This is a genomic window from Devosia sp. 67-54 (assembly GCF_001899075.1).
Classification (GTDB): domain Bacteria; phylum Pseudomonadota; class Alphaproteobacteria; order Rhizobiales; family Devosiaceae; genus Devosia_A.
On sequence record NZ_MKVA01000005.1, the window covers coordinates 394,365 to 420,328 of the forward strand.

Below are 25,964 nucleotides of genomic sequence, written 5' to 3' on the forward strand. Positions count from 1 at the left end.
GCGGCGGCAATTGCCTGGGGGAGTCCAATGCCGTTCTTCGACATCAACGCCGCCGACCTGCCGCGCTATCGCAGCAGCGTCGTGCCGCCGACCGATTTTTCCGCCTTCTGGTCGGGCACGCTCGCCGAAGCGCGCGAGCTGCCGCTCGATGCGCGCTTCGAGCCGGTCGATGTCGGCCTGCCGCTGGTCGAGGTGTTCGACGTCACCTTCGCCGGCTGGGGCGGCCATCCGATCAAGGGCTGGTACATCCGCCCGCGCGGCGGCAAGGCCGAGGCCGGCGCTGTGGTCAAGTTCATCGGCTACAATGGCGGGCGCGGCTTCCCGCAGGAGCATCTGCTGTGGCCGGCCTCGGGCCGTCCGGTGCTGGTGATGGATACACGCGGGCAGGGCAGCGGCTGGACGGTGGGCGACACGCCCGACCCGGTCGGCTCCGATCCGGCGCATGCCGGCTTCATGACGCGCGGCATCGCGAGCCCTGCGGGCTATTTCTACCGCCGGGTGTTCACCGACGCGGTGCGCGCCATCGAGGCGCTGCGCAGCCGTGCCGAGATCGATCCGGCGCGTATCGCCACCGCCGGCGGCAGCCAGGGCGGCGCGCTGGCGCTGGCGGCGGCGAGCCTCGATCCCGGCGTCAAGGCGGTGGTCGCCGACGTGCCGTTCCTGTGCGATTTTCCGCGCGCCATCGGGCTTGCGCCGCGCGACCCCTATGGCGAGGTGTCGCGCTACCTCGCGGTGCATCGCGACATGGTCGGCACCGCCTTCGCCACGCTCAACTATTTCGACGTGGTCAACCACGTGCCCAACGCGCGGGCGAACGCGCTGATTTCGGTGGCGCTGATGGATACCATCTGCCCGCCCTCGACCGTCTATGCGGCCTACAACGCCTATGGCGGCGACAAGCGCATCGTCTCGTACAGCTTCAACGACCACGAAGGTGGCGGCGTGTTCCAGGAGCGGGAACAGCTGGCGTTTCTCAGGGACGTTCTCTAGCGCCGGATCCAGGCCGAGGTGCCGTCATTGGTCTCGACGCGCAGCCAGTCGCCGCGCACCTCGGCGATGCGCACGCGTTCGCCGGGCGAGAAGGTGAAGATGGCGCGGGCCGAGCCGCCCGGCCGGTCATAGGCGGGGAGCTCCGAGCCGATGCGCGCCATGCGGTCGCGCAGATCGCCGTCGCCGCCCTTGATGGTGGCGCGCGGCGGCTGTGCCTCGGCCACCTTCGCCGGCGCGGGGTCGGAGGCCGCCGCCTGCGCCTGGGCGTTGCCCGAAAGATAGGACGAATACATCCAGCCGCTGGAGCCGTCGGCGCGCGTCACCTTGATCCAGCCATTGATGCTCTGGCCGGTCTGCACCGCTTCGCCCGGCTGCAGTACCGACAATTGCTGCGCCGACGACGACGGGCCGGCGCGCATGTTCACCGCCGAGGCGCCTATGGTGGCGGGGTGGAGGTCGGGATCGGCGGCGTCGGGCATGGCGGGTGTCGCGATGTCGGTGGCCGGCCGCAGCGCCACGGACTGCACCGCGACGCGGGCCGCCTCGGGCTTGGCCTGCACCGGCGGGGGCGGCGACACTTCGGCGTCGAGGCGGGCGAGCAAATCGGGGTTGGGCGAGGAGACGCTGGCCAGCGCGACGTTGGCGTCGGGATTGCCGCCCGGGCTGCCGTCGCCGGGAATGAGCGCGAGCGCCACCAGCCCCGCACCGAGGACCGTCGCTACAGCAATGAAACGCGTGCGTCTGAACATTGGACCGTCTCCACTTCAGCAAAAGCTGAAGCCCCTGTCACGGTTCCAACGACACTGTGATTTAGATGAACGGGCCCTGAATGCCGAAAGGGTTAACGCCGCGGCCGGGGCAAATCGCCGGCCGCAGGCGCCTATTTCCGCCGGATCGCGGTGCGCGGCAGCTCGGACAGGATCTCGGGCCCGTGCTCGCGCACGATCACGATCTCCTCGAGCCGGATGCCGAAGTGGCCCGGCAGATAAATTCCGGGCTCGATCGAAAATACGTTGCCCACCTCGATCGGGCGCTCCGAGGTCCCGGTCATATACGGCGTCTCGTGCACGTCGATGCCGAGCCCGTGCCCGGTGCGGTGCGGAAAGCGGTCGCCATAGCCGGCAGCCACGATCACGTCGCGCGCCGCCTGGTCGACGACTTTCGCCGGATGGCCAGGCTTCACCGCCGCCAGCGCCGCCTCGACGGCGCGGTTGACGATGCTCCACACCGCGTCGAACTCGGCCGGCGCCGCGCCGAAGGTGCCGACGCGCGTCATGTCGGAGGGATAGCCCTCGGAGCGGCCGCCGATGTCGAGCAGCACCGCGTCGCTGTCGCGCAGGGCACGGCTGCCGGAGGTGTGGTGCGGGAAGGCGCCGTCTTCGCCGAAGCAGACCGAGATGAACTCGGTGCGGGCGCCGCGGCTCTTGTAGCCGTCGCGGATGAGGCCGGCGAGCTCGTCCTCGGTGATGCCGGGGCGGAGCGCCTCGAAGGCCGCCATCATCACCTGGTCGTTGATCAGCGCGTTGCGCTTCAGCGCCGCAAATTCGGCCTCGTCCTTGGCGGCGCGCAGGGCGCCGACGGTGGTTTCGGTGAAACGCCGCTCTACATCGCCCAGCGTGTCGAGCACCAGCAGGGCGAAATCGGCGCGCATGGTCTCGTCGAGCACGACGTTGAGCCGCTTGCCGGGCAGGGTCAGCGATTTGAGCAGGTCGGCAAGCGCCGCCTTCGGACCGTCGGCATCGGCCCAGGTGAAGAACGGCACGGTGGTGAGCGGCCGCTGGCTGTCGGCGTTGAGCGCCGGCATCAGCATCGCCGCGCCCTTGCCGCTGACCAGCAGCAGCACCGGGCGCTCGTCGCCATGCGGGCGCAGCCCGGCAAGCCAGACGAGATGGGAGGAGGGGCCGAGGACCACCAGGTCGGTGCCGGTTTCGGCCATCCGCCGCCGCAGGCGAGCCAGGCGCTGTTCGTTCATGGTGTCCTCGTGCGATGCGTTCGGGCGTGCAGGTAGCGCAGCGCGGGCACCGGCGCCAGAGGGAAGCGCCGCCATCTTGACACCGAACCGTACCGTACGGTACGCATCCGGCGGCCATGGGCGGGCCTGCCGACGGGAATGGGCGCAGGCGCCGATGGCCGTGGCCGGAGGCGGGGCAGTGCCGCCTGCCGGGCAGCCTTTCGGAGCCAGTCATGACGGTCGCCATCCGGCAAACCTCGGAAACCTTCACGCCGCGCCAGCAGGCTGTGCTGACGGCGGCGCTCGACCTGTTGGTCGAGGCGGGCGACGGGCTGACCATGACGGCGGTGGCGCGCCGCGCCAGCTGCTCCAAGGAAACGCTCTACAAATGGTTCGGCGACCGCGACGGGCTGCTCACCGCCACGGTGCAGTGGCAGGCCGCCAAGGTACGCGTGCCGCTGGTCGACCGCCGCTCGCTCGATCCGGACTCGCTGCGCGCCAGCATCTACCAGTTCGCGCGCGATCTGCTCGCCACCATCTCCGGCGCCACCTCGGTGGCGCTCAACCGGCTGGCGATCAGCCATGCGACCGAGGACAACGGGCTGGGCGCCATCGTGCTCGACAATGGCCGCTTTACCATGGGCAAGCGGCTGAAGCCGCTGCTCGAGGCCGGGCGCGACGCGCGCATGCTCAGATTCGACAATTCCGAAACGGCGTTCCGGACCTTCTTCGGCCTGGTGCTCCGCGACGTGCAGGTGCGCCTGCTGCTCGGCGACAAGCTGGCGCTCTCCCTCAAGGAGATTGAGGCCGACGCCGAGCGGGCCACCGACCAGTTCCTGACCCTGTACGGGGTCCCCGCCAACAAGCCCGACAGGGCGCAACGCTAAGGGAGATGACCATGCGTGTTTTCTACGATCGGGATGCCGATCTCAACATCATTAAATCCAAGAAGGTCGCGGTGGTCGGCTATGGCTCGCAGGGCCATGCGCACGTCCTCAACATGCGCGATTCCGGCGTGAAGGACGTGGTGGTGGCGGTGCGGCCCGATGGCGCCTCGGCGAAGAAGGCGCAGGGCGAGGGGCTCAAGGTGATGTCCATCGCCGATGCCGCCAAATGGGCCGACGTCATCATGATGCTCATTCCTGATGAGCTGCAGGCCGATGTCTACAAGAACGAGATCGAACCCAACATCCGGGACGGCGCGGCGCTGGCCTTCGCGCACGGCCTCAACGTGCATTTCAATCTCATCGAGCCCAAAAAGAGCGTCGACGTGATCATGATCGCGCCGAAGGGACCTGGCCACACCGTGCGTGGCGAGTTCCAGAAGGGCGGCGGCGTGCCGTGCCTGATCGCGGTCGATCAGGATGCTTCGGGCAACGCACACGATATCGCGCTTGCCTATGCGTCGGCCATCGGCGGCGGCCGGTCGGGCGTCATCGAGACCAATTTCCGCGAGGAATGCGAGACCGACCTGTTCGGCGAGCAGGTGGTGCTGTGCGGCGGCCTGGTCGAGCTGATCCGCGGCGGCTTCGAGACGCTGGTCGAGGCCGGCTATGCGCCCGAGATGGCGTATTTCGAGTGCCTGCACGAGGTGAAGCTGATCGTCGACCTGATCTACCAGGGCGGCATCGCCAACATGAACTACTCGATCTCCAACACCGCCGAGTGGGGCGAGTACGTCTCGGGTCCGCGCATCATCACGCAGGACACCAAGGCCGAGATGAAGCGCGTGCTCAAGGACATCCAGTCGGGCAAGTTCACCTCCGAGTGGATGCAGGAATACAAGTCCGGCGCCTCGCGCTTCAAGGCGACCCGCCGCCTCGCCGACGAGCACCAGATCGAGGTGATCGGCGAAAAGCTGCGCGGCATGATGCCGTGGATCAAGGCCGGCGCGCTGGTCGACAAGTCCAAGAACTGAGCCAACGGCAGGGCGGCCGGGTCGTCCCCGGCCGCCACCGCCTCGCGATGCTCGTTCCCGTCACCGATGTCGATATCCGCTTCGTCGCGGAACCGTGGCCGGTGCCCGCGGCGCTGCGCGCCCAGGTGCCGGCGATCTGGGCGCGGCTCGTCGCCGCCAATCCGCATCTGTGGGACGGCCGCATCCTCGGCGTCTCCGGCGTCGGCGGCGGTCCGCCGCGGGTCGATGCGAGCGGGGTGCTGCGCGGCGAGGCGCGCGAGGACAGCTTTTCGGCCTTCATGGCGTGGCGCGACCTCGGCTGGCCCGAGATCGGGCTGCGCAACCTCTTCGGCTCGGCCGTGGTGATCTCCGCCGACGGTGCGGTGCTGCTCGGCCGGATGGGCGGCACCACCGCCAATGCCGGCCAGATCTATCCGCCCGCCGGCTCGCTCGAGCCCGGCGACATCGTCGACGGGCGGGTCGACGTCTTCGCGTCGCTGGCGCGCGAGCTCGGCGAGGAAACCGGCCTCGTCGCCGCCGAGGCGCAAGCCGGCGCCAGCTTCGCGATCTTCGACGGGCCGCGCATCTCGGTGGCGCGCGCCCTGCATTTCCCGCTGCCGGCGGCAGAGCTGGCGGCGCGTGTCCGCGCCAATCTCGCGGCGCAGCTCGAGCGCGAGCTGGCCGATATCGTGGTGGTCCGCACCACCGCCGACCTCGCCGCCGCCGGCCCGTTCCCGCCCTATGTCGGCGAGATCGTCGACGCCGTCGCCGCCAGCCGCTTCGGGCCCTAGACAGGCGAAGGGCCCCGCTGCTGCGGAGCCCTTCAGATGCGTGTCCCGCGGGTAAGGCGGGGACTACTCATGCGTACGGTGTCCGCGGCCGTGTGCGGTCCGCGATCCGAACATCATCTGCTTGAGGTCGGAGCGGGAGACGCCGATGTCACGCAGCATGCGGTCGTCGAACTGCAAGAGGTCGGCATAGGTACGGCGCTTTTCCGAACGGCGGAAAAGCGAAGAGAACAGGTTCATTTCGCGTCGTCCTGGCTGGAGGGGAGGATCGCCACCCCGGCGATCGATGGCGCGGCTTATGCGCATCGACCGATGAACGCGGCATGAACGCACCCGCTACAGGCTTAACGCCCGGTAAACGCCGCAAGAACGTCGTTTCGCGCCGCCCGCTCCGTGCTATCACGGCGCGGCACGAACAGGGGAGCAAGCATGTCGAGGCAAGACGACGTCCGGCTGGTGATCGAGCAGGAAAAGGCGCTGGTGTTCACCGAATTCGACGAGGCGGTGGCCTTCCGCATCGGCTCGGCGCTGCGCGACACGGCGCTCGCCCAAGGCCTCGGCATCGTCGCCGACGTCCGCACCTGGGAACGGCCGCTGTTCTACATGGCGCTGCCCGGCACCACCGGCGACAATCCGCACTGGGTGCGGCGCAAGGCCAATCTGGTGCAGCGGGTGGCCAAGAGCTCGTACCGGGTGGTGCTCGAAAAGACCTGGGAGGGTGACACCTTCCCGCCGCGGCGCGCCTTCGACGACCGGGAGATGGCGCTCGCCGGCGGCAGCTTCCCGATCCGCGTCAGGGGCGCCGGGATGATCGGCGCCGTCACCGTGTCCGGCCTGCACGAGCGCGACGACCACCGGCTGGTGGTCGAGGCGCTCTGCGACGAGCTCGGGCTGGATCGGACAGCGCTCGCCCTGCCGCCGCTTTGATCGAAAGGCTTGCTTGACAGCGGCCGGTGCTTGCCGCACCCGCTATGCCTCCGGGGGAGCGACGCGATGAAACTCGACTATCTGCTGCTGGACGTCTTCACGCGCGACAAGCTGCACGGCAATCCGCTGGCCGTGGTGCTGCGCGCCGACGGCCTGCTCGACGACCAGATGCAGCGCATCGCCGCCGAGTTCAACCTGAGCGAGACGGTGTTCATCGGCACACCGCGGGCCGAACGGCACAGCGCCGGAGTGCGCATCTTTACGCCCAAGGTCGAGCTGCCCTTCGCCGGCCACCCCACGGTCGGCGCCGCGGTGGTGCTCGGGCTCGAGACGCGCAGCAGCGCCATCCGCATCGAGGAAAAGATCGGCGTCATCACCTGCGTCATCGAGCGGATCGACAAGCATCGCGGCCACGCCCGCTTCGCCCTGCCGCATCTGCCGGCTGCCGCCGGCACGCCGCCCGACAGGACGCAATTGGCGCTGAGCCTCGGCATCGAGCCGGACGAGATCGGCTTCGGCTTCCACAAGCCGTCGGTGTATTCGGCCGGCGTCATCTTCTACCTGGTGCCGGTGCGCTCGCCGGCGGTGCTGGCGCGGCTGCAGCCGCAGCCGCGCGGCTGGAGCGAAATCTTCCCGCTCGGCCACCATTCCGTCTACGCCTACACCGAGGCGGTGGACGAGGACGGCGTCGACTTCGCGGCGCGCATGTTCTCGCCGGGCATGGGGCTGGGCGAGGATCCGGCGACCGGCGCCGCCGCTGCGGCGCTGATCGGCGAACTGGCGCAGGATGCGGCCAGCGGCCAGACCGAATATGTGCTGCGCCAGGGCCGCGAGATGGGCCGGCCCAGCCGCATCACCATCCAGATCCGCAAGGACGGCGACACGCTGACCCATGGCGGCATCGGCGGCGACGCGGTGATCGTCGGACAGGGGAGCCTCGACCTCGACGACTGAGCCCGTCAGGCCACCGGCCGTTCGAGGAACACGATGTGGTAGCCCGCCGGCGTCACCTGTTCGGCCACCTCGACGAAGCCGAGATGGGCGTAGAGGGCGCGGTTCCTGGTCATCGCCACATTGGTGAAGAGCGTCAGTTTCGGCCGCCGCTCGCGGCGCGCCGCGGCTTCGGCGAAATCCAGCAGCGCATGCAGCAGGCCGTGCCCCTGCGCCTCGGGGGCGACGGCGAGGTTGAAGATGTGCACCGCCTCGGGCTCGATCTGCATGGTCATCGCCCCGAGCAGCCGGCCGTCCTCCTCGAGCACGAACAGTTCGCTCGCGGCGACGCGGGCCGCTTGATCGTCGTCCATCGGGCGCGGCCGCCGGCCGCCCAGCAGCGGTACGTAGTGGCGATAGGCGGCGTCGATCAGGGCGACGACGGCGTCGATGTCGGCGGCTGTGGCGGGGCGGAGCAGGGGCATCGGCTTTCCGTTCGGCGGCGGCGAGCCTAGTATCCGCCCGCCGCGGAGGGGAGACTCGCATGGAGATCGTCAACAACCTGCTGTTCTGGCTGCATTTCGCCGGCCTGGCGCTGGGCGGCGTCGCGACCTTCGGGCTGCCGGTGGTCGGCCGGCAGATGCCCATGGCGACGGCGGAGACCCGCCCGGTGCTGTTCACGGTGGCGCGCGGCTTGACCTCGCTCGGGCGCGCCGGGTTCGGCGTGCTGCTGGTCACCGGCCTGCTGCTGTTCTGGCTCAAATGGAACGGCAACGCTCCGTCGATGGCGTGGTTCGGCGCCAAGATGGCGCTGGTGCTGCTGCTGTTGATCCTGCTGATCGTCGCCGGCCTCACCTCCAGGCGCGCCGAGGCGGGCGACCGGGCTGCGGGCCGGCGCATGCCGATGCTGAGCGCCATCGGCGTCGTGCTGCTGCTGGGCGTCCTGCTCTGCGCCGTATTCGCCTTCAATTAGAGGCATTTGCGACGGGCGGCTTGCCAAAGCAATTCGATTCACGCAGTATGGGCTTAGTTAGGAACCCAGCCAATGAAGCGCGCTCGCGCCATTGCCATCGCCCAGGCAGAACAGCAGGCCCGTGAGGCCCGTCTGCTGCTGGCGGCTGGCCTGCTGCTGCTTCCCGCGCTGCTTCTTCTCCTTCTTATTGGCCCCTGAGTACCGGCGGTCCGCCCTAGGCGCGGACGGGTGGTCAGGGGAGCACGACTGAGAGCCGAACAAGTGATTTGTCCGGCCGTTTGGGTTTGAGCCAGAGGCTCGCCCCGGCCGCGGGATAGGAAGACCGAGATGACCACCACGACCACCGACAGCAACAAAGACCACGTCTTCATCTTCGACACCACGCTGCGCGACGGCGAGCAGAGCCCGGGCGCCACGATGACGCTCGAGGAGAAGCTGCAGGTCGCCGAAGCACTCGACGAGATGGGCGTCGACATCATCGAAGCGGGCTTCCCCATCGCCTCCAACGGCGATTTCGAGGCCGTGGTCGCCGTCGCCAAGCAGGTCAGAAATTCGGTCGTCGCCGGGCTCGCCCGCGCCATCCCGGCCGACATCGCGCGCGCCGGCGAAGCGGTGCGGCACGCCCGGCAGGGCCGCATCCACACCTTCGTTTCCACCTCGCCGATCCACCTCGCACACCAGATGAAGAAATCCGAAGAGGAGGTGCTGGAGATCATTGGCGCCACGGTGACGCAGGCGCGCAATCTGATCGACGACATCGAGTGGAGCGCGATGGACGCGACGCGCACGCCGATCGACTATCTCAGGCGCTGCTGCGAGCTGGCGATCAAGTCCGGCGCCACCACCATCAACATCCCCGACACCGTCGGCTACGCGGTGCCCGAGGAATATTTCACGCTGATCAAGACGCTGCGCGAGACGGTGCCGGGCGGCGACAAGGTGATCTGGTCGACGCATTGCCACAACGATCTCGGGCTGGCGGTGGCCAATTCGCTGGCCGGCGTGAGGGCCGGGGCGCGGCAGGTCGAATGCACCATCAACGGCCTCGGCGAGCGCGCCGGCAATGCCGCGCTCGAGGAGATCGTCATGGCGCTGCGCACCCGCGCCGACGCCATGCCCTACAATACCGGCATCGAGTCGACGCATCTGGCGCGGGCCAGCAAGATCGTCTCGGCGGCGGCGAATTTCCCGGTGCAGTACAACAAGGCGATCGTGGGCAAGAACGCCTTCGCGCATGAAAGCGGCATCCACCAGGACGGCATGCTGAAGAACGCCGAGACCTACGAGATCATGACCCCCGCCAGCGTCGGCATCAAGGAAACGACGCTGGTGATGGGCAAGCATTCGGGCCGCGCCGCGTTCAAGGACAAGCTGCGCGAGCTGGGCTACGACCTCGGCGACAACGCCTTCCAGGAGGCGTTCGTGCGCTTCAAGGATCTCGCCGACCGCAAGAAGCACGTCTACGACGCCGATATCGTGGCGCTGGTCGACGACGAAGCGGGGTCGGTCGACGACCGCATCAAGCTGGTCGACATGGAGGTGGTCAGCAAGACCGGCGGCGTGCATCGCTGCACCCTCACGGTGATGATCGACGGCGACAGGCGGACGGTGAGCTTCGACGGCACCGGCTCGGTCGACGCCATCTTCAACGCCGTCAAGCAGGTCGTCGGCATGGACCCGCATCTGGTGCTCTACGCCGTCGACGGCGTCACCGGCGGCACCGACGCGCAGGCGAGCGCGCATGTGCGACTCGAGCACAATGGCCGCATCGCCTCGGGCAACGCCGCCGAGCCCGACACGCTCGTCGCTTCGGCGCGCGCCTATCTCAACGCCGTCAATCGGCTGATGATCGAGCGCGGCGCGGCGGCGCAGGGCGCCATGGAAAGCGCGGCGAGCTGATCGCGTTGGCGGCCTATCCGCACAACCGCCTGAAGCAGCGGCTCGGCGCCGGCACTCCGGCGCTGGGCTTCTGGCTCAGCCTCAACAGCCTGCCGCTCACCGAAATGGCCGCCGGCGCCGGCTGGGACTGGCTGCTCCTCGACATGGAGCACGCCGTCTACACCGACGAGACGGTGGAGCGGCATGTGCTGGCCGCCCGCCACGGCGGCGACGCCGAGCTGGTGGTGCGCCTTCCCTCGCTCGATGCGGCGCTGGCGAAGCGGCTGCTCGATGCGGGCGTGCGCAGCTTCATGTTCCCGTTCGTCGAGACCGTCGCCGAGGCGGAGCTGGCGGTCCGGTCGACGCGCTATCCGCCCGCCGGCATCCGCGGCTTTTCCGGCGCGACGCGGGCCAACCGCTACGGCCGCGACGCCGGCTATCTCACAAGCTACGCCGACGACGTCTGCGTCATCATCCAGATCGAGACGCCACAGGCGATCGCCAACATCCCGGCCTACGGCAGGATCGACGGCGTCGACGCCATGCTGATCGGCGCCAACGATCTCGCCGCCAATATGGGCCATCTCGGCGACACCCGGCATCCCGACGTGATCGCGGCGGTGTCGGGGGCAGGGCGCGCCATCCGGCAGGCCGGCAAGGCCTCGGGCTTCCAGTTCTTCGACGAGCGCGCCAGGACGCTGCTCGCCGAGGGCTTCACGCTCGCCGCGGTGGCCGGCGACCTCCACACTGTCGCCACCGGCATGGCCGCGCGGCTGGGCGAGCTCGCGAAATAACCCCCGGCTATTTGCTGGCCGGCAGGTCCGGGGCCTGCGTGCCGGTGAGTGCCACGTGCGGGTCGGAGGCTTCCTTCACCTCGGCGACGCCGCCGTCGCCTTCGGCCAGCATGCGGTTGATGCCGAGCTTGGCCGCCTCGGTTAGGTCGCGCAGCACGGTGCGGTAGTTCGGCGTCTTCACCCAGACGCGCATCTTGAGCGTCACCGTGGCGGTGCCGAAGCCGTCGACGAACACCGTCGCCTCCGGGTCGGGCAGCACGCGCCTGTCGTGCGCGGCGATGGCCAGCAGGGTCTTGCGGGCGCGGCTGATATTGGCGGAATCGGGGATGGTGACGTCGACGTCGATGCGTCGATGCGGCTCGCGGCTGTGGTTGGTGATGGGGCCGTTCCACAGCCGGTTGTTGTTGGTGAAGACGTAGAGCCCGCTGGTCGAGCGCAGCCGCGTGCCGAACAGGCCGATCTCAACCACTTCGCCCTCGACGCCGTCGCCCTTGATGTATTCGCCCACCGCCACCGGGCGAATCCAGGCGAGCATGATGCCGGCGGCGACGTTGCTGAGGGTGCTCTGCAGCGCCAGCGCCAGGGCCAGCGAGGTGGTGCCGATCACCGTGAGGATCGAGGTCGTGGGCACGCCGACGAAGCCGAGCGCGGTGATCGCCGCGACGATCAGGATGGCGTAGCGCACCGTCTGGCCGAGCAATGGCGCCAGGGTGACCATCGAGGGGGCGCCGATGCGCGGCAGCCACGAGCGCACCGCGTGCTGCGCCAGTCCGGCCACGAAAATCCCCACCGCCAGGGCGGCGGCGGCACCGAGAATCGGCAGCAGGAAGCCGGTCCAGGTGGCTGGGTTCTCAAGCGAAAAGGGAAGGTGCATGAAGAATTTCCGGGGCCCGTTTCGACGCAACGCCCGACATCATTGCCGCAGCGGCGAGAAAGTGCCAAGCGCTGCTGGACACGCTCCTATGCCTCTGCTAGTGACCCGCCCGGATCGGGCGGCTAGCTCAGCTGGTAGAGCAAGCGACTCTTAATCGCTGGGTCCGGGGTTCGAGTCCCCGGCCGCCCACCAATCCCTTCGCATCGTTGCATTGCCCGCGCCGCGGTTAACGGACGTTAACCCGAATCCGGCAGGGTCTGGCAATGCCCGTCGCCGCCCCCGCCATCGCCAATGCCGCCCAGGCCGTCGCCGCCGCCCGCGTGGCGCTGGCCGAGGCCATGGTGCTGAAGGTCGGGCAGGTGCTCGAAGCGCTGGTCGTGGGCAAGGCCGCCGACGGCGCGACGGCGCTCAAGATCGGCGAGCACGTGGTGACGGCCAGGCTGCCGCAGCTCGCGCTGACGGCCGGCAGCGTCGTGCAGCTGCAGGTCAAGGCCACCGGCAGCGCGCCGCAACTGCAGGTGCTGAGCGTGCAGCCCCCCGCCCAGGCGGCGCGGCCGGTGGCGACGCCGCCCCCCGCAGCCGTGTTGCCGCAGGCGCCAGGCGAGCCGGCCGCGCCGGCGTCGGTCCCGCCACAGCCGCAGCTCCCGCAGCCGAAAGCCGAGTCAACACCGGCAGTTGCGCCCCGGAGCTCGCAGCCCGAGTCAGCCCCGGCGCGGTCGCAACCAGCCGCGTCCACGCCGCCATCGGCGTCTGCCGAGCCCGTCTTGCGCGCCGAGCCGACGCTCCGCCCGCCGGCCGCCTCTCCCGCCGCGCAACTCCAAGCCGCTCCGCCATCGACGCCCGAGGCGCGGCCAAATCCGGCAGCGGCTCCCGCTGCCACCCCAGCGCAGCCGACCCAGGCCGAAGCCGGCCCGCTCGTCCGCCCGCTGCCGTCCAGCCCCGCCCAGCCGGCTCCGCCAGCGCCGGCGACCACACCGCCCGCTCCCGCCGCACCACCGCCATCCCCGATGCAACCGGCGCCGTCCGCCGCAGCGGCCGGCGATCCCGCAGAGCCCGCTCCAAATCCGCTGCTGCTGGCGCAGGCGGCGCCGCGTCCGCCGGCCAATGTCGCGGACCTGCCGCGGCCTGCGCCGATCCCGGGACCGCCGCAGGCCGCGCCGCAGCCGTCGGCCCCGCCGCCGACGCCGCAGGCGGCGCTGGCGCAGATGCTGCCCGACGCCCTCGGTCGGCAGAACTCCGCCGGGCCGCTGCTGGCGTCGCTGGCGGCCGCGGTGCAGATGCCGGCGCTGCTGCCCGAGCCGGTGCTGCGCGCCGCGCTCGGGGTGTTGGCGCAGCGCCTCGTGGTCCGCGACGGCCAGGTGCCGGCGCCGGCGCTGGAGCAGGCGGTGACGCGCGCCGGGGTGACGCTCGAGGCGTCGCTGCTGCGCGGCGAGCCGCAGCCGCGCGACGCCAAGGCAGGCCTCCTGGCGCTGCGCGAGGCGCTGGTGAAGTGGCTCGGCGGCGCGCCCGCGCCCACCGCGCCCGTCCGCGAGCCGGCGCCGCCGCCGATCCGTGGCCTGCCGCTCCGCGCCGCGCCGGTCGATGCGCCGCCGCTGCCCGATGTGGCGCGCGACGCCGGCCGGATGCTGCACGAGCAGGCGGACGCCGCCGTGTCGCGGCTGAAGCTGATGCAGCTCGCCTCGCTGCCCGACAGCAGCGATCCGGCCCGGCCCGTGCCGCCGGCCCTGCGCCTCGAGCTGCCGTTCCTCGTCGGGCACGAGCTGGTGATGGCGCAGATGCAGATCGGCCCCGACGGCAGCCGGCGCGAGCGGCGCGAGGGCAAGCGCGGCTGGACGCTGCGCTTCGCGCTCGATTATTCGGCCACCGGCGAGGTCGGCGCCGAGGTGGGCGTGCTCGGCAAGGCGGTGACGGTGTCGCTCTGGGCCGCCGAGCCGGAAACGGCCGCGGCCATGCAGGCGGCGCTGCCGGAGCTCACCGGCGCGCTCGACGCTGCCGGTCTCACCCCCGGCGCCGTGAAAATCCGCCACGGCGTGCCGGCCGCCCCGCCGCGGCCGCTGGCCGGGCGCCTGCTGGACAGCGTCTCATGAGCGCCGACGGCAAGCTCGCGGTCGCGCTCGACTACGAGGCGGGCACGCGGCAGGCGCCGGTGGTCGTCGCCAAGGGGCGCGGCCACGTCGCCGAGGCGATCCTGGCGGCGGCGCGCGACAACGGCGTCGCCATCGAGGCCAATCCGATGCTGGCCGAGGCGCTCAGCGGCGTCGGGCTCGACGAGGCGATCCCCTACGAACTCTACCAGGCGGTGGCCGAGGTCATCGGCTTCGTGCTCCGGACCAGCCGAAAGTCGTAGCGCCGTCGCCGCATCCGGCGGCGAATTTCTGGCCCGGCGGGGGTGAAACCGCGCAACGCATTGACTAGATAGGCTGATCGGCCCCTTTCGCCGTCGAGCGTTCGCCTTTGCTAGAGATCCTTTCCCCCGGCTCGTTCAGCGCCTTCCTGCAGGTGATCGTCATCGATCTGGTGCTGGCCGGCGACAACGCCGTGGTCATCGGCATGGCCGCGGCGGGGCTGCTGCCGGGGATGCGGCGCAAGGCCATCCTCATCGGCATCGGCGCGGCGACGGTGCTGCGCATCGGCTTTGCCCTCATCGCCACGCAGCTGCTCGCCTTCACCGGCCTGCTGCTGGCCGGCGGGCTGCTGCTGCTGTGGGTCTGCTACAAGATGTGGCAGGAGCTGCGCAGCGGCGCCGACGACCACCACGAGACCGAGCAGGCGATGCACGCCGCCGAAGCCGCCCCGCCCGGGGCGCGCAAGACCCTCGGCCAGGCGGTGATGCAGATCGTCATCGCCGACGTGTCGATGTCGCTCGACAACGTGCTGGCGGTCGCCGGGGCGGCGCAGCGGCATTTCGAGGCGCTGATCTTCGGGCTGACGCTGTCGGTGCTGATGATGGGCGTCGCCTCGTCGCTGATCGCCGGGCTGCTCAACCGCTTCCGCTGGATCGCCTGGGTCGGGCTGGTGGTGATCCTCTACGTGGCGCTGCGCATGGTCTATGAAGGGCTCGACCAGGTGCTCGCCGACCATCTGCCGAACATCCCCGGCCTGCCGCTGCCGCATTTGGCATGACGGCTTGGTAACCTTGTCGCGCAATAGCGCGCATTTACCTTGTTTCTGAACGGATTTCCGGCGCGCGACGGCCTATTTTGACGGCCAGTCGAGCGGAGAATTCACGGTGTCCATTGCAGTGCACGACGTTACGGACGACATGAGCCGGCCCGCGCCCAGGAGCCTTGCGCCCAGGAGCGCCGCCACGATGACCACGCAGATCGTGGCGCCGGAATTGTGGGACCGCACCATCGCGCAGTTCGACGAGGTCTGCCAGGAACAGCTCCACGTCTTCGCCCGCACGCGCTGGCCGCATGTCCGGCACGAGCCGGTGTTGTTCTGGCGCGGCGGCGAGGTGGTCGGCGGCAGCCTGATGATGATCCAGCCGCTGCCGCTGAAGACCGGGGCGCTGGCGGTGGCCAAATGGGGCCCGATGCTGGCGCGCGCCGACCAGCCCGACCGCCTCGAGCTCTACCGCGAGATGATCGACGTGCTGGTGGCCGACTACGCCGTCACGCGCCGGCTGATGCTGTCCATCCTGCCGCGCGCCTCGCTCACCGCCTTCAATGCCGAATACGACCACCTCATCCATCGCGGCTTTTCGCACGGCTCGGAGCTGCCGTTCCCCAATCGCTACATCGTCAACCTGCGGCTCGGCGATGCCGAGCAGCGCAAGAGCTTCCTGCAGAAATGGCGCTACCATCTCAACAAATCCGAGAAGGCGGGGCTGAGCTTCGAGCACGCCCCGGCGTCGCGGCTGCCGGAGTTCGCGGCGCTCTACGAAAAGATGCTCGACCGCAAGCGCTTCGCCGACCATTCCGCCTATGAGACGGTGCCGGCGCTGATGGCGATGGAGAGCGAGCGGCTCAGGCCCGAGCTGTTCTTCGTGCGTCACCTCGGCGAGGTGATCGCCGGCGCCATCATCTTCAAGGCCGGCGACCGCGCCGTCTATCTCTACGGCGCCACCAACGACCGGGCGCTGCCGCTGCGCGCCGGCTATTTCATGCACTGGAACATCATTCGCTGGCTGCGCGACAACACCGAGGCCAAATGGTACGACCTCGGCGGCACCGACGGCTTCCAGGGGCTGCACCAGTTCAAGAAGGGCATGGTCGGCGAGGCCGGCGTGATCCAGCCGGTACCGCCCGTCGCCAATTACGCGGCGCATCCGTGGCCGCGGCTCGTGGGCAACGCCGCCTTCAAGGGCCGCGACCTCGCGAGCGCGGCGCTGCGCCAGCTCGACTGGCTGCGCTCGGCGCATGCCCGGCCCGACCAGAAGCGCGCCGGCGCGGGCGATGCCGAATGAGCCTGCTGCACCGCCTGTTGTCGCAATCGACGGTGATCTTCGGCGCCCGCATCTTCGGCGCCGGCCTCACCTTCCTGGTGCAGGTGGCGATCGCCCGCTTCATCAGTCCGCAGGCGCTGGGCGACTACATCCTGGTGATGGCGGCGGTGAACATCATCGCCGTGGTGATGCCGCTGGGCTTCGAGACCATCGGCACCTATTTCGCCGCCGAGTACCGCGCCCGCGGCGAAGGCCGGCTGCTGCGCGGCTTCATGCTGCGCGCCTACGGACACACCGCCGCCACCGGCCTGCTGCTGATCCTCGCCGGCTATCCGCTGGCGCAATTCTTCGGCGAGCCGGGCAGGGCGCTCGCGGCGCACTGGCTGCCGGCGGCGATCCTCACCATCGCCACCGCCATGGTGCTGGTTTCGGGCGCCATGCTGGTCGGGCTCAAGCGGCCCTTCGCCGGCTTCTTCGCTGAAACGCTGTTCCGGCCGATGCTGGCGCTCGCCGGCTTCGCGGTGGCGCTGAACACCGGCTCAACCCAGGCGGTGACGACCATCCTGTGGGTGCTGTCGGTCGGCTATGCCGCGGTGGCGCTGCTGCAGTTCGGCCTGCTGCTGGTGACGACCACGCGCATTCCGCTGGAAGAGACGCCGCGCGCCGGCGAATGGCGCCGCTGGTGGCGCTTCGCCGTGCCGTGGATCGCACTGGCGGTCGCCGGCGACTTCTTCTTCGACATCGATTTGCTGCTGCTGTCGGGCCATATGAGCCGCACCGACCTGGCGGTGTTCGGCGTGTGCACCCGCGTCTTCTCGCTGGTGGCGTTCGGGGTCGGGGCGGTCTACGCGGTCACCATGCCCGACATGTTCGAGAGCGAGGCGCTGCGCGACCGTGCCGGCTTCCACCGCAAGATCGGCGAGGCCAACCTCGTCGCGTCGGGCCTGTCCGTCGTGCTGCTGCTCTTGGTGCTGGTCGCCTCGCCGCTGGCCTTCATGCTGTTCGGCTCGACCTTCCAGGCCGGCGTCGTGCCGCTCGCCATCCTCTGCGTCGGGCTGGTGATCCGCTCGGTGTTCGGTCCCGCGTCGGTGGTGCTGTCGGTGCACAACCGGCCCTATGCCAGCCTGCCGGCGGTCGCCGCCGCGATGGCGACGCTGGTCGCCGCCAACCTGACCCTGGTGCCGCATCTGGGCCTGCTCGGCGCCTCGCTCGCGGCGCTCATCGCCATGACCGTGTGGTCCGCCGCCATGTGGTTCACGGCGCTGAAGATTTCCGGCGTCGACGTCTCCATCCGCGCCCGCCTCACCCGCCCCATGGCGCTCACGGTAAAAACCGCCGAATAGCCGGCGTCCCTGCAGTCGGTGAGAACGCGCGAGACCGGTGCCCCGACACCTCTATCCCCCACGTCACCGCCAATTTCCCCTTCCCCCACAATCCCCTGCAACAAATCCACCGTCCGCCAATCCACCCCCTTTGCGCCCGGGTGTACTCTCCACCCCATCCCCTCGCGATTGCGAGGTCGCGACGAACGGTCGGCGGGGGGAGATCGGTGTGGGTGGGGTGTCGACCCCATTCGGGCCGGTTCTGCCGGGAACCATGGGTGAGCCAAATCCTGCACCCAGGGTCCGGGGATCGCCCCGAGGGTGTTGCCATCCGAGGGGCTCGGAGCTGTGGGGCCAACTCGGCAAGACCCCGCATCTCGACGAAATCTCCGCGCGCCGCAGTCAAGAGGCTGGTCGAAGGCAGGACCTGGTCATAAACCCCGGTCGCGTGGCGAGGCTCCGGTCTCATTACACGCCGTCTACCGGCTCCGGGAGCGGAGCCTCGCCATGCCGCATGTCACAGGCGGCGCTGCTCTTTGACATCGCCGGTCGGGCCGGTGGAGGCTTCCGCTCGCCCACAATCCTGAAGCTGCGACTCAGCGTCCCAGCAGTGCGTTGAGGTGAGCGATGGCGCGCCCGACGCGGCCCTGGGCGATGCCGTGGTCGTAGCCCTCCGTGAGCTTGGTGTAGGGCTTTTCCATCACGCAATAGTCCTGGCCGAAGATGTGCTGCTTGAGCACGGCGGTTTCGACGTAGCCGTAGCGGCGGAGCAGCGCGAGGGCGACCTCGTTCTCGGGGCGCACGAAGGTGTAGGCCTTGTGGAATCTGCCGTTGTCGAAATGCTCGTCGAAGGCGCGCATGCCGTGCATGCCCAGCCGGGTCTGGCGGAAGGCCGGGAAGATCCAGCTCCAGTAGCGGAACACGGCGCCGAACTCCGGCCCCGAGATCAGCGCGCCGCCGACCTTGCCCTCCGACAGCAGCGCGATCACGTGCCAGGGGTCCTGGCGCTGCAGCGTGCGCAGGTAGGATTTGGTCAGCCGGGCCTTCTCCCAGGCCTTGAACTCGGCATTGTAATGGGGGCTCTCGTCGATCACCAGCATCAGCTCGTGGTGGATGAGGTCGAGATCGGCAGGCGTGGCGGCGCGGGTCGCAAAGCGCGGCGTCGCCTTGGCGTCGGTCTGGGTCGGAGCAGCGGAGGTCAGCGTCAGGTCAGCCATCGGTCAAGCTCGCATCAGAAATTTGCCGCAAAGGATACTCCCGGCGGCGGCGCAGCCACACAACAGAGCGTCCGTGCGGTTAACGGGGACAAGTGGTCTTCTTGCCCGCGGGCAGGCCAGTGGCTAAACCGGTTCGCAAAAGAATTGGGAGGAGCCGATGTCGGACAATCTTTTGTTTCCACCGAGCGAGGCGGCCAAGGCGCGAACCCTGACCACCAAGGCGCAGTATGACGAGCTCTACGCCCGCTCGATCAAGGATCCCGACGGCTTCTGGGCGGAGCAGGCCAAGCGCCTCGACTGGTTCAAGTTCCCGACCAGGATCAAGAACACCAGCTTCGCCTACCCGAACATTTCGATCAAATGGTACGAGGATGGCGAGCTCAACGCCGCCTACAACTGCCTCGACCGGCACCTCAAGACCCGTGGCGACCAGACGGCCATCATCTGGGAAGGGGACGAGCCGGGGACCGACGCGCGCGTCACCTATCGCGAGCTCTACGAGCGGGTGTGCCGCTTCGCCAACGTGCTCAAGGCCGAGGGCGTCAAGAAGGGCGACCGCGTCACCATCTACATGCCGATGGTGATCGACACCGCCGTGGCGATGCTCGCCTGCGCCCGCATCGGGGCGGTGCATTCGGTGATCTTCGGCGGTTTTTCCCCCGATTCGATCGCCGGCCGCATCAACGACTGCGCCAGCACGATCGTGCTCACGGCAGACGAGGGACGGCGCGGCGGCAAGCTGATCCCGCTCAAGAAGAACGTCGACGAAGCGCTGGCCAAGGCCGACGGCGTGACCCGCGTCATCGTCGTCAAGGTCACCGGCAACAGCGTCGACATGACGCCGGGGCGCGACCTCTGGTACCACGACCTCGCGGCCAAGGTGGGCACCGACTGCCCGCCGGAGCGGATGAACGCCGAGGACCCGCTGTTCATCCTCTATACGTCGGGCTCGACCGGCAAGCCCAAGGGCGTGCTGCACACCACCGGCGGCTACCTGGTCTGGGGCACGCTCACGCATGAGCGCAGCTTCGACTACCGCGACGGCGACGTGTTCTGGTGCACCGCCGACGTCGGCTGGGTCACCGGCCACACCTATATCGTCTACGGGCCGCTCGCCAACGGCGCGACGACGCTGATGTTCGAGGGCGTGCCGAGCTATCCCGATGCCGGCCGCTGCTGGCAGGTGGTGGAAAAGCACAAGGTCAACATCTTCCACACCGCCCCCACGGCGATCCGCGCGCTGATGGCGGCGGGGCCGCAATTCCCCGACAAATACGCCATGCCGACGTTGCGGACGCTCGGCTCGGTGGGCGAGCCGATCAATCCCGAAGCGTGGCTGTGGTACCGCAAGCATGTGGGCAAGGATCGCTGCGAGATCGTCGATGCCTGGTGGCAGACCGAGACGGGCGGGCACATGATCGCGCCGTTCCCCGGCGCCATCGCCACCAAGCCGGGGTCGGCGACGGTGCCGTTCTTCGGGGTGCAGCCGGTGGTGCTGTCGCCCGAGGGCGTCGTGCAGGAGTCGACCAAGGCCGAGGGCGTGCTCGCCATCAAGGACAGCTGGCCGGGGCAGATGCGCACGGTGTATGGCGACCACGACCGGTTCGTCGCCACCTACTTCACTCAATACAAGGGCTATTATTTCTCGGGCGACGGCTGCCGCCGCGACGAGGACGGCTATTACTGGATCACCGGACGCGTCGACGACGTGCTCAACGTGAGCGGCCACCGCATCGGCACCGCCGAAGTCGAAAGCGCGCTGGTGGCGCATCCCAAGGTGGCCGAGGCTGCGGTGGTCGGCTATCCGCACGACATCAAGGGCCAGGCGCTCTACTGCTACGTCACGCTGATGGCCGGCGAAAAGGGCGACGACGCGCTCAAGGCCGAGCTCAAATCGTGGGTGCGTAAGGAAATCGGCGCGCATGCGGTGCCCGATCTGATCCAGTTCGCGCCCAGCCTGCCCAAGACCCGCTCCGGCAAGATCATGCGCCGCATCCTGCGCAAGATCGCCGAGAACGAGTACGGCTCGCTGGGCGACACGACCACGCTGGCCGATCCCACGGTGGTGTCGGATCTGATCGAGAACCGGCAGAACAAATAGGCCCCCCGCCGGGCGCCGTTAATCTTTCCTCACCGGCCGGCCCCGCATAATCGGCGCGGGTCGGTCGAGAGGGACGAAGATGCGGTTGGCGTCGGCGATTGGCGCGGGGTGGCGGACACTGCGCGGCCGGGCGTCCGCAGCCACCCTCGCTCGCGTGGTCAGCGACAATTTCGCCGGCATGGTGGTGGTGGAGTCGGGCGGCGTCATCGTCGCCGCGAGCCGCATCGCCTCCGACCTGCTCAATGGCGGCCGGCCGCTCGATGGGCACGGCATCCGGCAGGCGCTGCCGCCGGACATGCGGCACGCCATCGAGCAGGTGCTCGCCGGCGCCGTGGCCAGCACCGAGCTGGCCCTGGCGGTCATCCGCCGGGGCGAGGGCGAAGACGACCGGCTGGTGCTGCAATACGCCGTGACCGCCAGCGAGGTGGACTCTGGCCGCATCGCCTGCCTCAATTTCTGGGACGTGACCGAACGGCGGCGGGCGGAAGAGCGGCTGAGCTTTCTCGCCTCGCACGACCCGCTCACCGGGGCGCTGTCGCGCACCGGGCTCTGCGCGGCGATCAACCAGCGCTTCGAGACCGAACGCGGACGCGGCGAAGGGCTGGCGGTGCTGGCCATCGACCTCGCGCGCTTCAAGCCGGTCAACGACGCGCTCGGCCATGCGCATGGCGACATGCTGCTGAAGCAGGTGGTCGGCCGGCTGCGCGCCACCGGCGCCGCCTATGTGGCGCGGCTCGGCGGACATGGCTTTGCCGTGGCACATCCCGGGCTCGATGGTGGCGAGGCCATCCAGTTCTGCGAGCTGATCCAGGACCGCCTGACGCTGCCCTACCAGCTCGGCCCGCACCGGGCGATCATCGGCGCCGAAGTGGGGATCAGCCATTCGGGCGTCTCCGGCTTCGACCCCGACCGCCTGCTGAGCCACGCCGACATGGCGCTGTCGATCGCCCGCGAGGGAGCGGGCCGGGGGCACGCCTCGTTCTCGCCCGAGATGGACGCCGGCCTCCGGGCCCGCCAGGAGCTCGAGACCGCTATGCAGCAGGCGATGGAGCGCGGCGAAATCTCACTGATGTTCCAGCCGCAGGCCTCTCTCGACGACGGCACGGTCATCGGCGTCGAGGCGCTGATGCGCTGGGTGCATCCCGAGCTCGGGTCGGTGTCGCCGGAGCGTTTCATTCCGGTGGCCGAGGAAACCGGCAAGATCGTCGAGCTCGGCCGCTGGATCCTCGAAGCGGCGTGCCGCGAGGTTGCCGGCTGGCCGGGGCATCTGAAGCTCTCGGTCAACGTTTCGCCGATCCAGTTCGAGCTGGTCGACGTGGTCGGGGAGGTGAAGGAGGCGCTGACCCGTTCGGGCCTGCCGGCGCATCGGCTCGACGTCGAGATCACCGAAGGCATCTTCATGTCGAACGCGCGGGCCGTCACCGACGCGCTGCAGCGGCTGCGTAACCTCGGCGTCGGCATTGCCCTCGACGATTTCGGCACCGGCTATTCGTCGCTGAGCTATATCGGGCGGCTGCCGATCGACAAGATCAAGATCGACCAGAGCTTCGTGAAGCGCCTGCCCGGCGACCAGCAGGCCGGCGTGATCGTCCGCGCCGTGATGATGCTCAGCGAAGCGCTCGACAAGATCGTCATCGCCGAAGGCATCGAGACCGCCGACCAGGCGTGGATGCTGAAGATGATGGGCTGCAAGGTCGGGCAGGGCTACCATTTCGGCCGGCCGAAAACGGCGGCGGAAATGCGCGCGATGCTCGCCGAAAAATCGGCGACGGACCGGATCGCGGGGTAGGCGTCAGCCGAATTTGCGCCGCGCGTCGAGCGCGAGCCCGAGGCCCACGCTGCCGAAGGCGTCGGTCTCGACGAAGCGGGCGTTGGCGAAGTTGCGGCGCAGGCGCTCGAGGATCATCGGAATGCGCGTCGAGCCGCCGGTGAGGATCAGCGTGTCGATGCGATCGGCGGTGAGGCCGGCGATGGCGACCACCTCGCGCAGCTTGTCCTCGATGCGGTCGATGCTGTTGGCGATGGCGGCGGCGAGCACGTTGCGCGCGATCAGCGGATGCAGCTCGACCTCCTCGCCCACGAAGTCGAGGCGGACCTCGCTGGTGTCGGTCAGCGCGATCTTGGCGTCCTCGACGGCGCCGGCGAGCCGGTGCCCGTCGCGATGGGTGACGATCGAGATCATCGCGTCGACGCGCTCGGGGTCGCGGGCCTCGCGCTCGGTATGGCGGAGCTGGCGCAGCATCGCCGGATCGTAGAGCTGGTTGATGCGGTGCCAGGTGGCGAGGTCGACATAGGGCGCCGAAGGCAGCGGGCGCTTGCCGTCGGCGGTGGGCGTCTGGTAGCCGAGCTCGGGCATCACCGCGCGCAGCGACAGCAGGCGGTCGAAATCGGTGCCGCCGACATGGACGCCGGCGGTCGACAGGATGTCGCCCTGGCGATCGGCGGCAGCGGCCCGTTGCGGCGAGACGCGCACTACCGAGAAGTCCGAGGTGCCGCCGCCCAGGTCGACGACGAGGCCCAGTTCCTCGCCCGACACCTGCTGCTCGTAGTCGAGCGCGGCGGCAATCGGCTCGTACTGGAAGGCGATGTGACGGTAGCCCTTGGAGCGCACCGTACGCTCCATCTGCTGCTGCGCCTCGCGGTCGGCGAGCGGATCGTCGTCGACATAGTGGACCGGCCGGCCGACGACGACGCTGTCGAGCGTCTCGCCGAGATCGGCCTCGGCGCGGTCCTTCAGCTCGCCGACGAAGCCGCCGATGATCTGCAGATACGACACGATGCGCTTCTTGATGCGCACGTTCTCCTCGGCCAGCGACGAGCCGAGGATGGATTTGAGCGAGCGCATCATGCGGCCGTCGGTGCCGGAGATATATTCGGCGATGGCGGCGCGGCCGTACAGCGTCCGGTCCTCGTCGAAATCGAAGAAGATGGTAGAGGGAATGGTCGGCTTGCCGTCCTCGAGCGGCAGCAGGCGAGCGGCGGCGTTGCCGCGGGCCACCGCGAGGGTGGTGTTGGACGTGCCGAAGTCGAGGCCGCAATGGCGCAATGGATCGGGCATGGCGGAACTCGGGGTTGGCGGGGAGCGGCGTCTATAGCGGCGTTTGCAGTTTCGCCGCAATAGCGTGAGAAGGCTCGTGGCCGATTCCCGCCCGAGGTGCTTCGTGATCCGTTTCGTCGTTTCCCTGCTGCTGGCCGGGCTGTTTGCCGGCCCGGCGGCCGCCCAGTCGCTCGATCAGATGGCGGGGCAGATGATCATCGTGGGCTTCAAGGGCGACGATGCGGGCGATGCCTCGTTCAAGGCCGTCCGCGACGAGGTCGCTGCGGGAACGCTCGGCGGTGTCATGTACCTCAAGACCAACGTGAAGAGCCTCGCCGCGGTAAAGGCGATGAACTCTGCGTTGCGCGCCGCATCGCCGGACCTGCCGCCCTTCATCACGCTGGACCAGGAGGGGGGCGCGGTCGAGCGGCTGACATCCGCTGTGGGTTTCGCCGAGATGCCCACGGCGCAGGCGATCGCCGCCAGCGACAGCCCGGCGCAGGCCGAGGCTGCCTATGCGAAGATGGCGCGCGGCATCAAGGACGAGGGCTTTACCGTCAATTTCGGCCCGGTGGCCGACCTCAACGTCAATCCGAAGAACCAGATCATCGCCAAATTCGGCCGCTCCTACGGCAAGAGCGCCAAGACCGTGACGGCCTACGACGAGGCCTTCATCAACGCCCATCACGATGCCGGCCTGCTGACGGCCCTCAAGCATTTTCCCGGCCACGGTTCGAGCACGGCGGACAGCCATGCCGGCTTCGTCGACATCTCCAAGACCTGGAGCCCGGTGGAACTCGATCCCTACAAGGCGCTGTTCGCCGACGGCTACGACGATTTCGTCATGGTGGGGCACCTCTACCACAAGGACTATACCGGCACGGACGGCGCCAAGCTGCCAGCGTCGCTGTCGCCGGACTGGATCGAGGGGGTGCTGCGCGGGCAGTTGAAATTCGCCGGCGTGGTGGTCAGCGACGACCTCGAGATGGGGGCGATCCGCAAGCAGTTCGACCTGCACGACACGGTGGTGCGGGCGGTGAAGGCAGGCGTCGACGTGTTGCTGTTCTCCAACACCGCCGCCTACGATCCGAAGCTCTCGGACAAGGTGCGGGGCATCCTGGTGGCGGAAGCGGCGGCCGATCCGGCGTTCAAGGCGCGGATTGAGGCGAGCTATGCGCGGATCGTGGCCATGAAGGCGCGCATCGGGAAGTAGTTGCCCACCCACAGGTCTGGTGATACCGGGACAGTGGTGCTGACTTAAATTGAGCGCACCATGGACAGGACCACCCTCACGGCCTTCGTCGTTGCCGCGATCCCGGGCTTTTTCACGCCCGGACCCAACAATCTGATGCTGATGGCCTCGAGTGCGAAGTTCGGCTTCCGCCGTACCCTGCCGCACGGGCTCGGCGTCACCATTGGGTTTGCGGTGATGGTGGTGCTGGTCGGCGTCGGGCTCGGCGAGGTGTTCCGCTACCTGCCGTGGCTCGAGCCGGTGCTGAAGGTGCTGGCGGCAATCAACCTGCTCTACCTCGCCTGGACGCTGATCGGGCTCAAGATCAAGGATCAGGGGGCCGGGCAGCGGCCGCTGACCTTCCTTGAGGGCGCCGGATTCCAGTGGATCAACCCCAAGGCGTGGGCGCTGGCGGTCAGTTTCGTGGCCATGGTGGTCGATCCGGGGCCGGGGCGGTACTTGGGGATCGCCATCCTCGGCGCGAGTTGCCTCGTCATCGGCGCCGCCTCGTCGCCGACCTGGATGGTGTTCGGCGAACGGCTGGAAAAGCTGCTCAGGCGCACCGGCGGCGAGCGCTATCTGGGCATCGTCATGGCGGTGCTGGTCGTCGCCTCCGTGGTTCTCTTCTTTCTGTGAGCGGATGAGGGTAAGTTCGACCTCCCTTCAC

The 25,964-nt window shown here is 69.1% G+C and carries 26 protein-coding genes and 1 tRNA gene; 20 read left to right on the top strand and 7 right to left on the bottom strand.

Translation table 11 applies throughout. From position 1 onward, the window contains the following. The first annotated feature begins 27 nt into the window (after positions 1 to 27). Complete coding sequence (locus tag BGO82_RS06930) at positions 28 to 990, top strand: acetylxylan esterase (RefSeq protein ID WP_291304832.1); 963 nt, start codon at positions 28 to 30, stop codon at positions 988 to 990. Here the strand turns inward: BGO82_RS06930 and BGO82_RS06935 are convergent. Then, on the bottom strand, positions 987 to 1,739 hold the full coding sequence (locus BGO82_RS06935) for an SH3 domain-containing protein (protein WP_291304833.1): 753 nt from the start codon (positions 1,737 to 1,739) through the stop codon (positions 987 to 989). The two genes, BGO82_RS06930 and BGO82_RS06935, sit on opposite strands and share 4 nt — an antisense overlap. 131 nt (positions 1,740 to 1,870) lie before the next feature. Then, a complete protein-coding gene (locus BGO82_RS06940) occupies positions 1,871 to 2,962 on the bottom strand; it encodes a Xaa-Pro peptidase family protein (RefSeq protein WP_291304834.1) in 1,092 nt (363 codons plus the stop codon). 212 nt (positions 2,963 to 3,174) lie between these two features. On the opposite strand from BGO82_RS06940, the gene BGO82_RS06945 reads away from it, so the two are divergent. Genes BGO82_RS06945 through BGO82_RS06955 form a run of 3 tightly spaced genes read left to right on the top strand, consistent with a single transcriptional unit; the run spans position 3,175 to position 5,629 of the window. Continuing rightward, positions 3,175 to 3,828, top strand: coding sequence for a TetR/AcrR family transcriptional regulator (locus BGO82_RS06945; protein ID WP_291304835.1), 654 nt, complete (start codon positions 3,175 to 3,177; stop codon positions 3,826 to 3,828). A gap of 11 nt (positions 3,829 to 3,839) precedes the next feature. Next, complete coding sequence (ilvC, locus tag BGO82_RS06950; protein WP_291304836.1) at positions 3,840 to 4,859, top strand: ketol-acid reductoisomerase; 1,020 nt, start codon at positions 3,840 to 3,842, stop codon at positions 4,857 to 4,859. A 47-nt stretch (positions 4,860 to 4,906) separates the two neighbouring features. Continuing rightward, a complete protein-coding gene (locus BGO82_RS06955) occupies positions 4,907 to 5,629 on the top strand; it encodes a hypothetical protein (RefSeq protein WP_291304837.1) in 723 nt (240 codons plus the stop codon). A gap of 63 nt (positions 5,630 to 5,692) precedes the next feature. On the opposite strand, the gene BGO82_RS06960 is transcribed toward BGO82_RS06955, so the two are convergent. Next, positions 5,693 to 5,866: a DUF1127 domain-containing protein gene (locus BGO82_RS06960; RefSeq protein WP_291304838.1), complete on the bottom strand. Its 174-nt coding sequence runs from the start codon at positions 5,864 to 5,866 to the stop codon at positions 5,693 to 5,695. Between the two features lie 189 nt (positions 5,867 to 6,055). Between BGO82_RS06960 and BGO82_RS06965 the strand changes: the two genes are divergently transcribed. Beyond that, positions 6,056 to 6,553, top strand: coding sequence for a heme-degrading domain-containing protein (locus BGO82_RS06965; RefSeq protein ID WP_291304839.1), 498 nt, complete (start codon positions 6,056 to 6,058; stop codon positions 6,551 to 6,553). Between the two features lie 66 nt (positions 6,554 to 6,619). Continuing rightward, positions 6,620 to 7,507 carry a PhzF family phenazine biosynthesis protein gene (locus tag BGO82_RS06970; protein WP_291304840.1) on the top strand — a complete coding sequence of 296 codons (888 nt, stop codon included), beginning with the start codon at positions 6,620 to 6,622 and terminating at the stop codon, positions 7,505 to 7,507. 5 nt (positions 7,508 to 7,512) lie between these two features. On the opposite strand, the gene BGO82_RS06975 is transcribed toward BGO82_RS06970, so the two are convergent. After that, positions 7,513 to 7,968, bottom strand: a complete 456-nt coding sequence (locus BGO82_RS06975) for a GNAT family N-acetyltransferase (protein WP_291304841.1) — start codon at positions 7,966 to 7,968, stop codon at positions 7,513 to 7,515. A gap of 59 nt (positions 7,969 to 8,027) precedes the next feature. Between BGO82_RS06975 and BGO82_RS06980 the strand changes: the two genes are divergently transcribed. From BGO82_RS06980 to BGO82_RS06995, 4 genes are all read left to right on the top strand, one after another. Then, on the top strand, positions 8,028 to 8,456 hold the full coding sequence (locus BGO82_RS06980) for a hypothetical protein (protein WP_291304842.1): 429 nt from the start codon (positions 8,028 to 8,030) through the stop codon (positions 8,454 to 8,456). A gap of 72 nt (positions 8,457 to 8,528) precedes the next feature. Continuing rightward, complete coding sequence (locus BGO82_RS06985) at positions 8,529 to 8,654, top strand: hypothetical protein (protein WP_291304843.1); 126 nt, start codon at positions 8,529 to 8,531, stop codon at positions 8,652 to 8,654. 129 nt (positions 8,655 to 8,783) lie between these two features. Next, positions 8,784 to 10,355 carry a 2-isopropylmalate synthase gene (locus BGO82_RS06990; RefSeq protein WP_291304844.1) on the top strand — a complete coding sequence of 524 codons (1,572 nt, stop codon included), beginning with the start codon at positions 8,784 to 8,786 and terminating at the stop codon, positions 10,353 to 10,355. Between the two features lie 5 nt (positions 10,356 to 10,360). Continuing rightward, positions 10,361 to 11,128: an aldolase/citrate lyase family protein gene (locus BGO82_RS06995; RefSeq protein WP_291304845.1), complete on the top strand. Its 768-nt coding sequence runs from the start codon at positions 10,361 to 10,363 to the stop codon at positions 11,126 to 11,128. Between the two features lie 7 nt (positions 11,129 to 11,135). On the opposite strand, the gene BGO82_RS07000 is transcribed toward BGO82_RS06995, so the two are convergent. Beyond that, complete coding sequence (locus tag BGO82_RS07000; RefSeq protein WP_291304846.1) at positions 11,136 to 12,002, bottom strand: mechanosensitive ion channel family protein; 867 nt, start codon at positions 12,000 to 12,002, stop codon at positions 11,136 to 11,138. 116 nt (positions 12,003 to 12,118) lie between these two features. On the opposite strand from BGO82_RS07000, the gene BGO82_RS07005 reads away from it, so the two are divergent. The 6 genes from BGO82_RS07005 (at position 12,119) to BGO82_RS07030 (ending at position 17,732) form a co-directional block, all read left to right on the top strand. Continuing rightward, positions 12,119 to 12,194: transfer RNA gene (locus BGO82_RS07005), tRNA-Lys, on the top strand. Between the two features lie 71 nt (positions 12,195 to 12,265). Next, positions 12,266 to 14,089 (top strand): flagellar hook-length control protein FliK, encoded by a 1,824-nt coding sequence (locus BGO82_RS07010; protein ID WP_291304847.1) that lies wholly within the window; start codon positions 12,266 to 12,268, stop codon positions 14,087 to 14,089. Beyond that, positions 14,086 to 14,349 (top strand): EscU/YscU/HrcU family type III secretion system export apparatus switch protein, encoded by a 264-nt coding sequence (locus tag BGO82_RS07015; protein WP_291304848.1) that lies wholly within the window; start codon positions 14,086 to 14,088, stop codon positions 14,347 to 14,349. The genes BGO82_RS07010 and BGO82_RS07015 overlap by 4 nt, the downstream gene beginning before the upstream one ends. Before the next feature lie 107 nt (positions 14,350 to 14,456). After that, positions 14,457 to 15,125 (top strand): TerC family protein, encoded by a 669-nt coding sequence (locus BGO82_RS07020; RefSeq protein ID WP_291304849.1) that lies wholly within the window; start codon positions 14,457 to 14,459, stop codon positions 15,123 to 15,125. 187 nt (positions 15,126 to 15,312) lie between these two features. Then, positions 15,313 to 16,410 (top strand): GNAT family N-acetyltransferase, encoded by a 1,098-nt coding sequence (locus BGO82_RS07025; protein ID WP_291304850.1) that lies wholly within the window; start codon positions 15,313 to 15,315, stop codon positions 16,408 to 16,410. Further along, on the top strand, positions 16,407 to 17,732 hold the full coding sequence (locus tag BGO82_RS07030; RefSeq protein ID WP_291304851.1) for a polysaccharide biosynthesis C-terminal domain-containing protein: 1,326 nt from the start codon (positions 16,407 to 16,409) through the stop codon (positions 17,730 to 17,732). Before BGO82_RS07025 ends, BGO82_RS07030 begins: the two co-directional genes overlap by 4 nt. A 575-nt stretch (positions 17,733 to 18,307) precedes the next feature. On the opposite strand, the gene BGO82_RS07035 is transcribed toward BGO82_RS07030, so the two are convergent. Next, positions 18,308 to 18,928 (bottom strand): GNAT family protein, encoded by a 621-nt coding sequence (locus BGO82_RS07035; protein WP_291304852.1) that lies wholly within the window; start codon positions 18,926 to 18,928, stop codon positions 18,308 to 18,310. Positions 18,929 to 19,085: 157 nt separating this feature from the next. Here BGO82_RS07035 and acs point away from each other — a divergent pair, with 157 nt between their 5' ends. Together acs and BGO82_RS07045 are read left to right on the top strand one after the other, a co-directional pair. Beyond that, positions 19,086 to 21,029 carry an acetate--CoA ligase gene (gene acs / locus BGO82_RS07040; protein ID WP_291304853.1) on the top strand — a complete coding sequence of 648 codons (1,944 nt, stop codon included), beginning with the start codon at positions 19,086 to 19,088 and terminating at the stop codon, positions 21,027 to 21,029. Between the two features lie 85 nt (positions 21,030 to 21,114). Then, complete coding sequence (locus tag BGO82_RS07045) at positions 21,115 to 22,818, top strand: bifunctional diguanylate cyclase/phosphodiesterase (RefSeq protein WP_291304854.1); 1,704 nt, start codon at positions 21,115 to 21,117, stop codon at positions 22,816 to 22,818. Between the two features lie 3 nt (positions 22,819 to 22,821). Here BGO82_RS07045 and BGO82_RS07050 read toward each other — a convergent pair whose 3' ends face one another. Next, positions 22,822 to 24,087: an Hsp70 family protein gene (locus BGO82_RS07050; RefSeq protein WP_291304855.1), complete on the bottom strand. Its 1,266-nt coding sequence runs from the start codon at positions 24,085 to 24,087 to the stop codon at positions 22,822 to 22,824. Between the two features lie 103 nt (positions 24,088 to 24,190). On the opposite strand from BGO82_RS07050, the gene BGO82_RS07055 reads away from it, so the two are divergent. After that, positions 24,191 to 25,279, top strand: coding sequence for a glycoside hydrolase family 3 N-terminal domain-containing protein (locus BGO82_RS07055; protein WP_291304856.1), 1,089 nt, complete (start codon positions 24,191 to 24,193; stop codon positions 25,277 to 25,279). Between the two features lie 60 nt (positions 25,280 to 25,339). Continuing rightward, the gene (locus BGO82_RS07060) at positions 25,340 to 25,933 is read left to right on the top strand and encodes a LysE family translocator (protein ID WP_291304857.1); all 594 of its coding nucleotides are present in this window, start codon (positions 25,340 to 25,342) and stop codon (positions 25,931 to 25,933) included. The last annotated feature ends 31 nt before the right edge of the window (positions 25,934 to 25,964 follow it).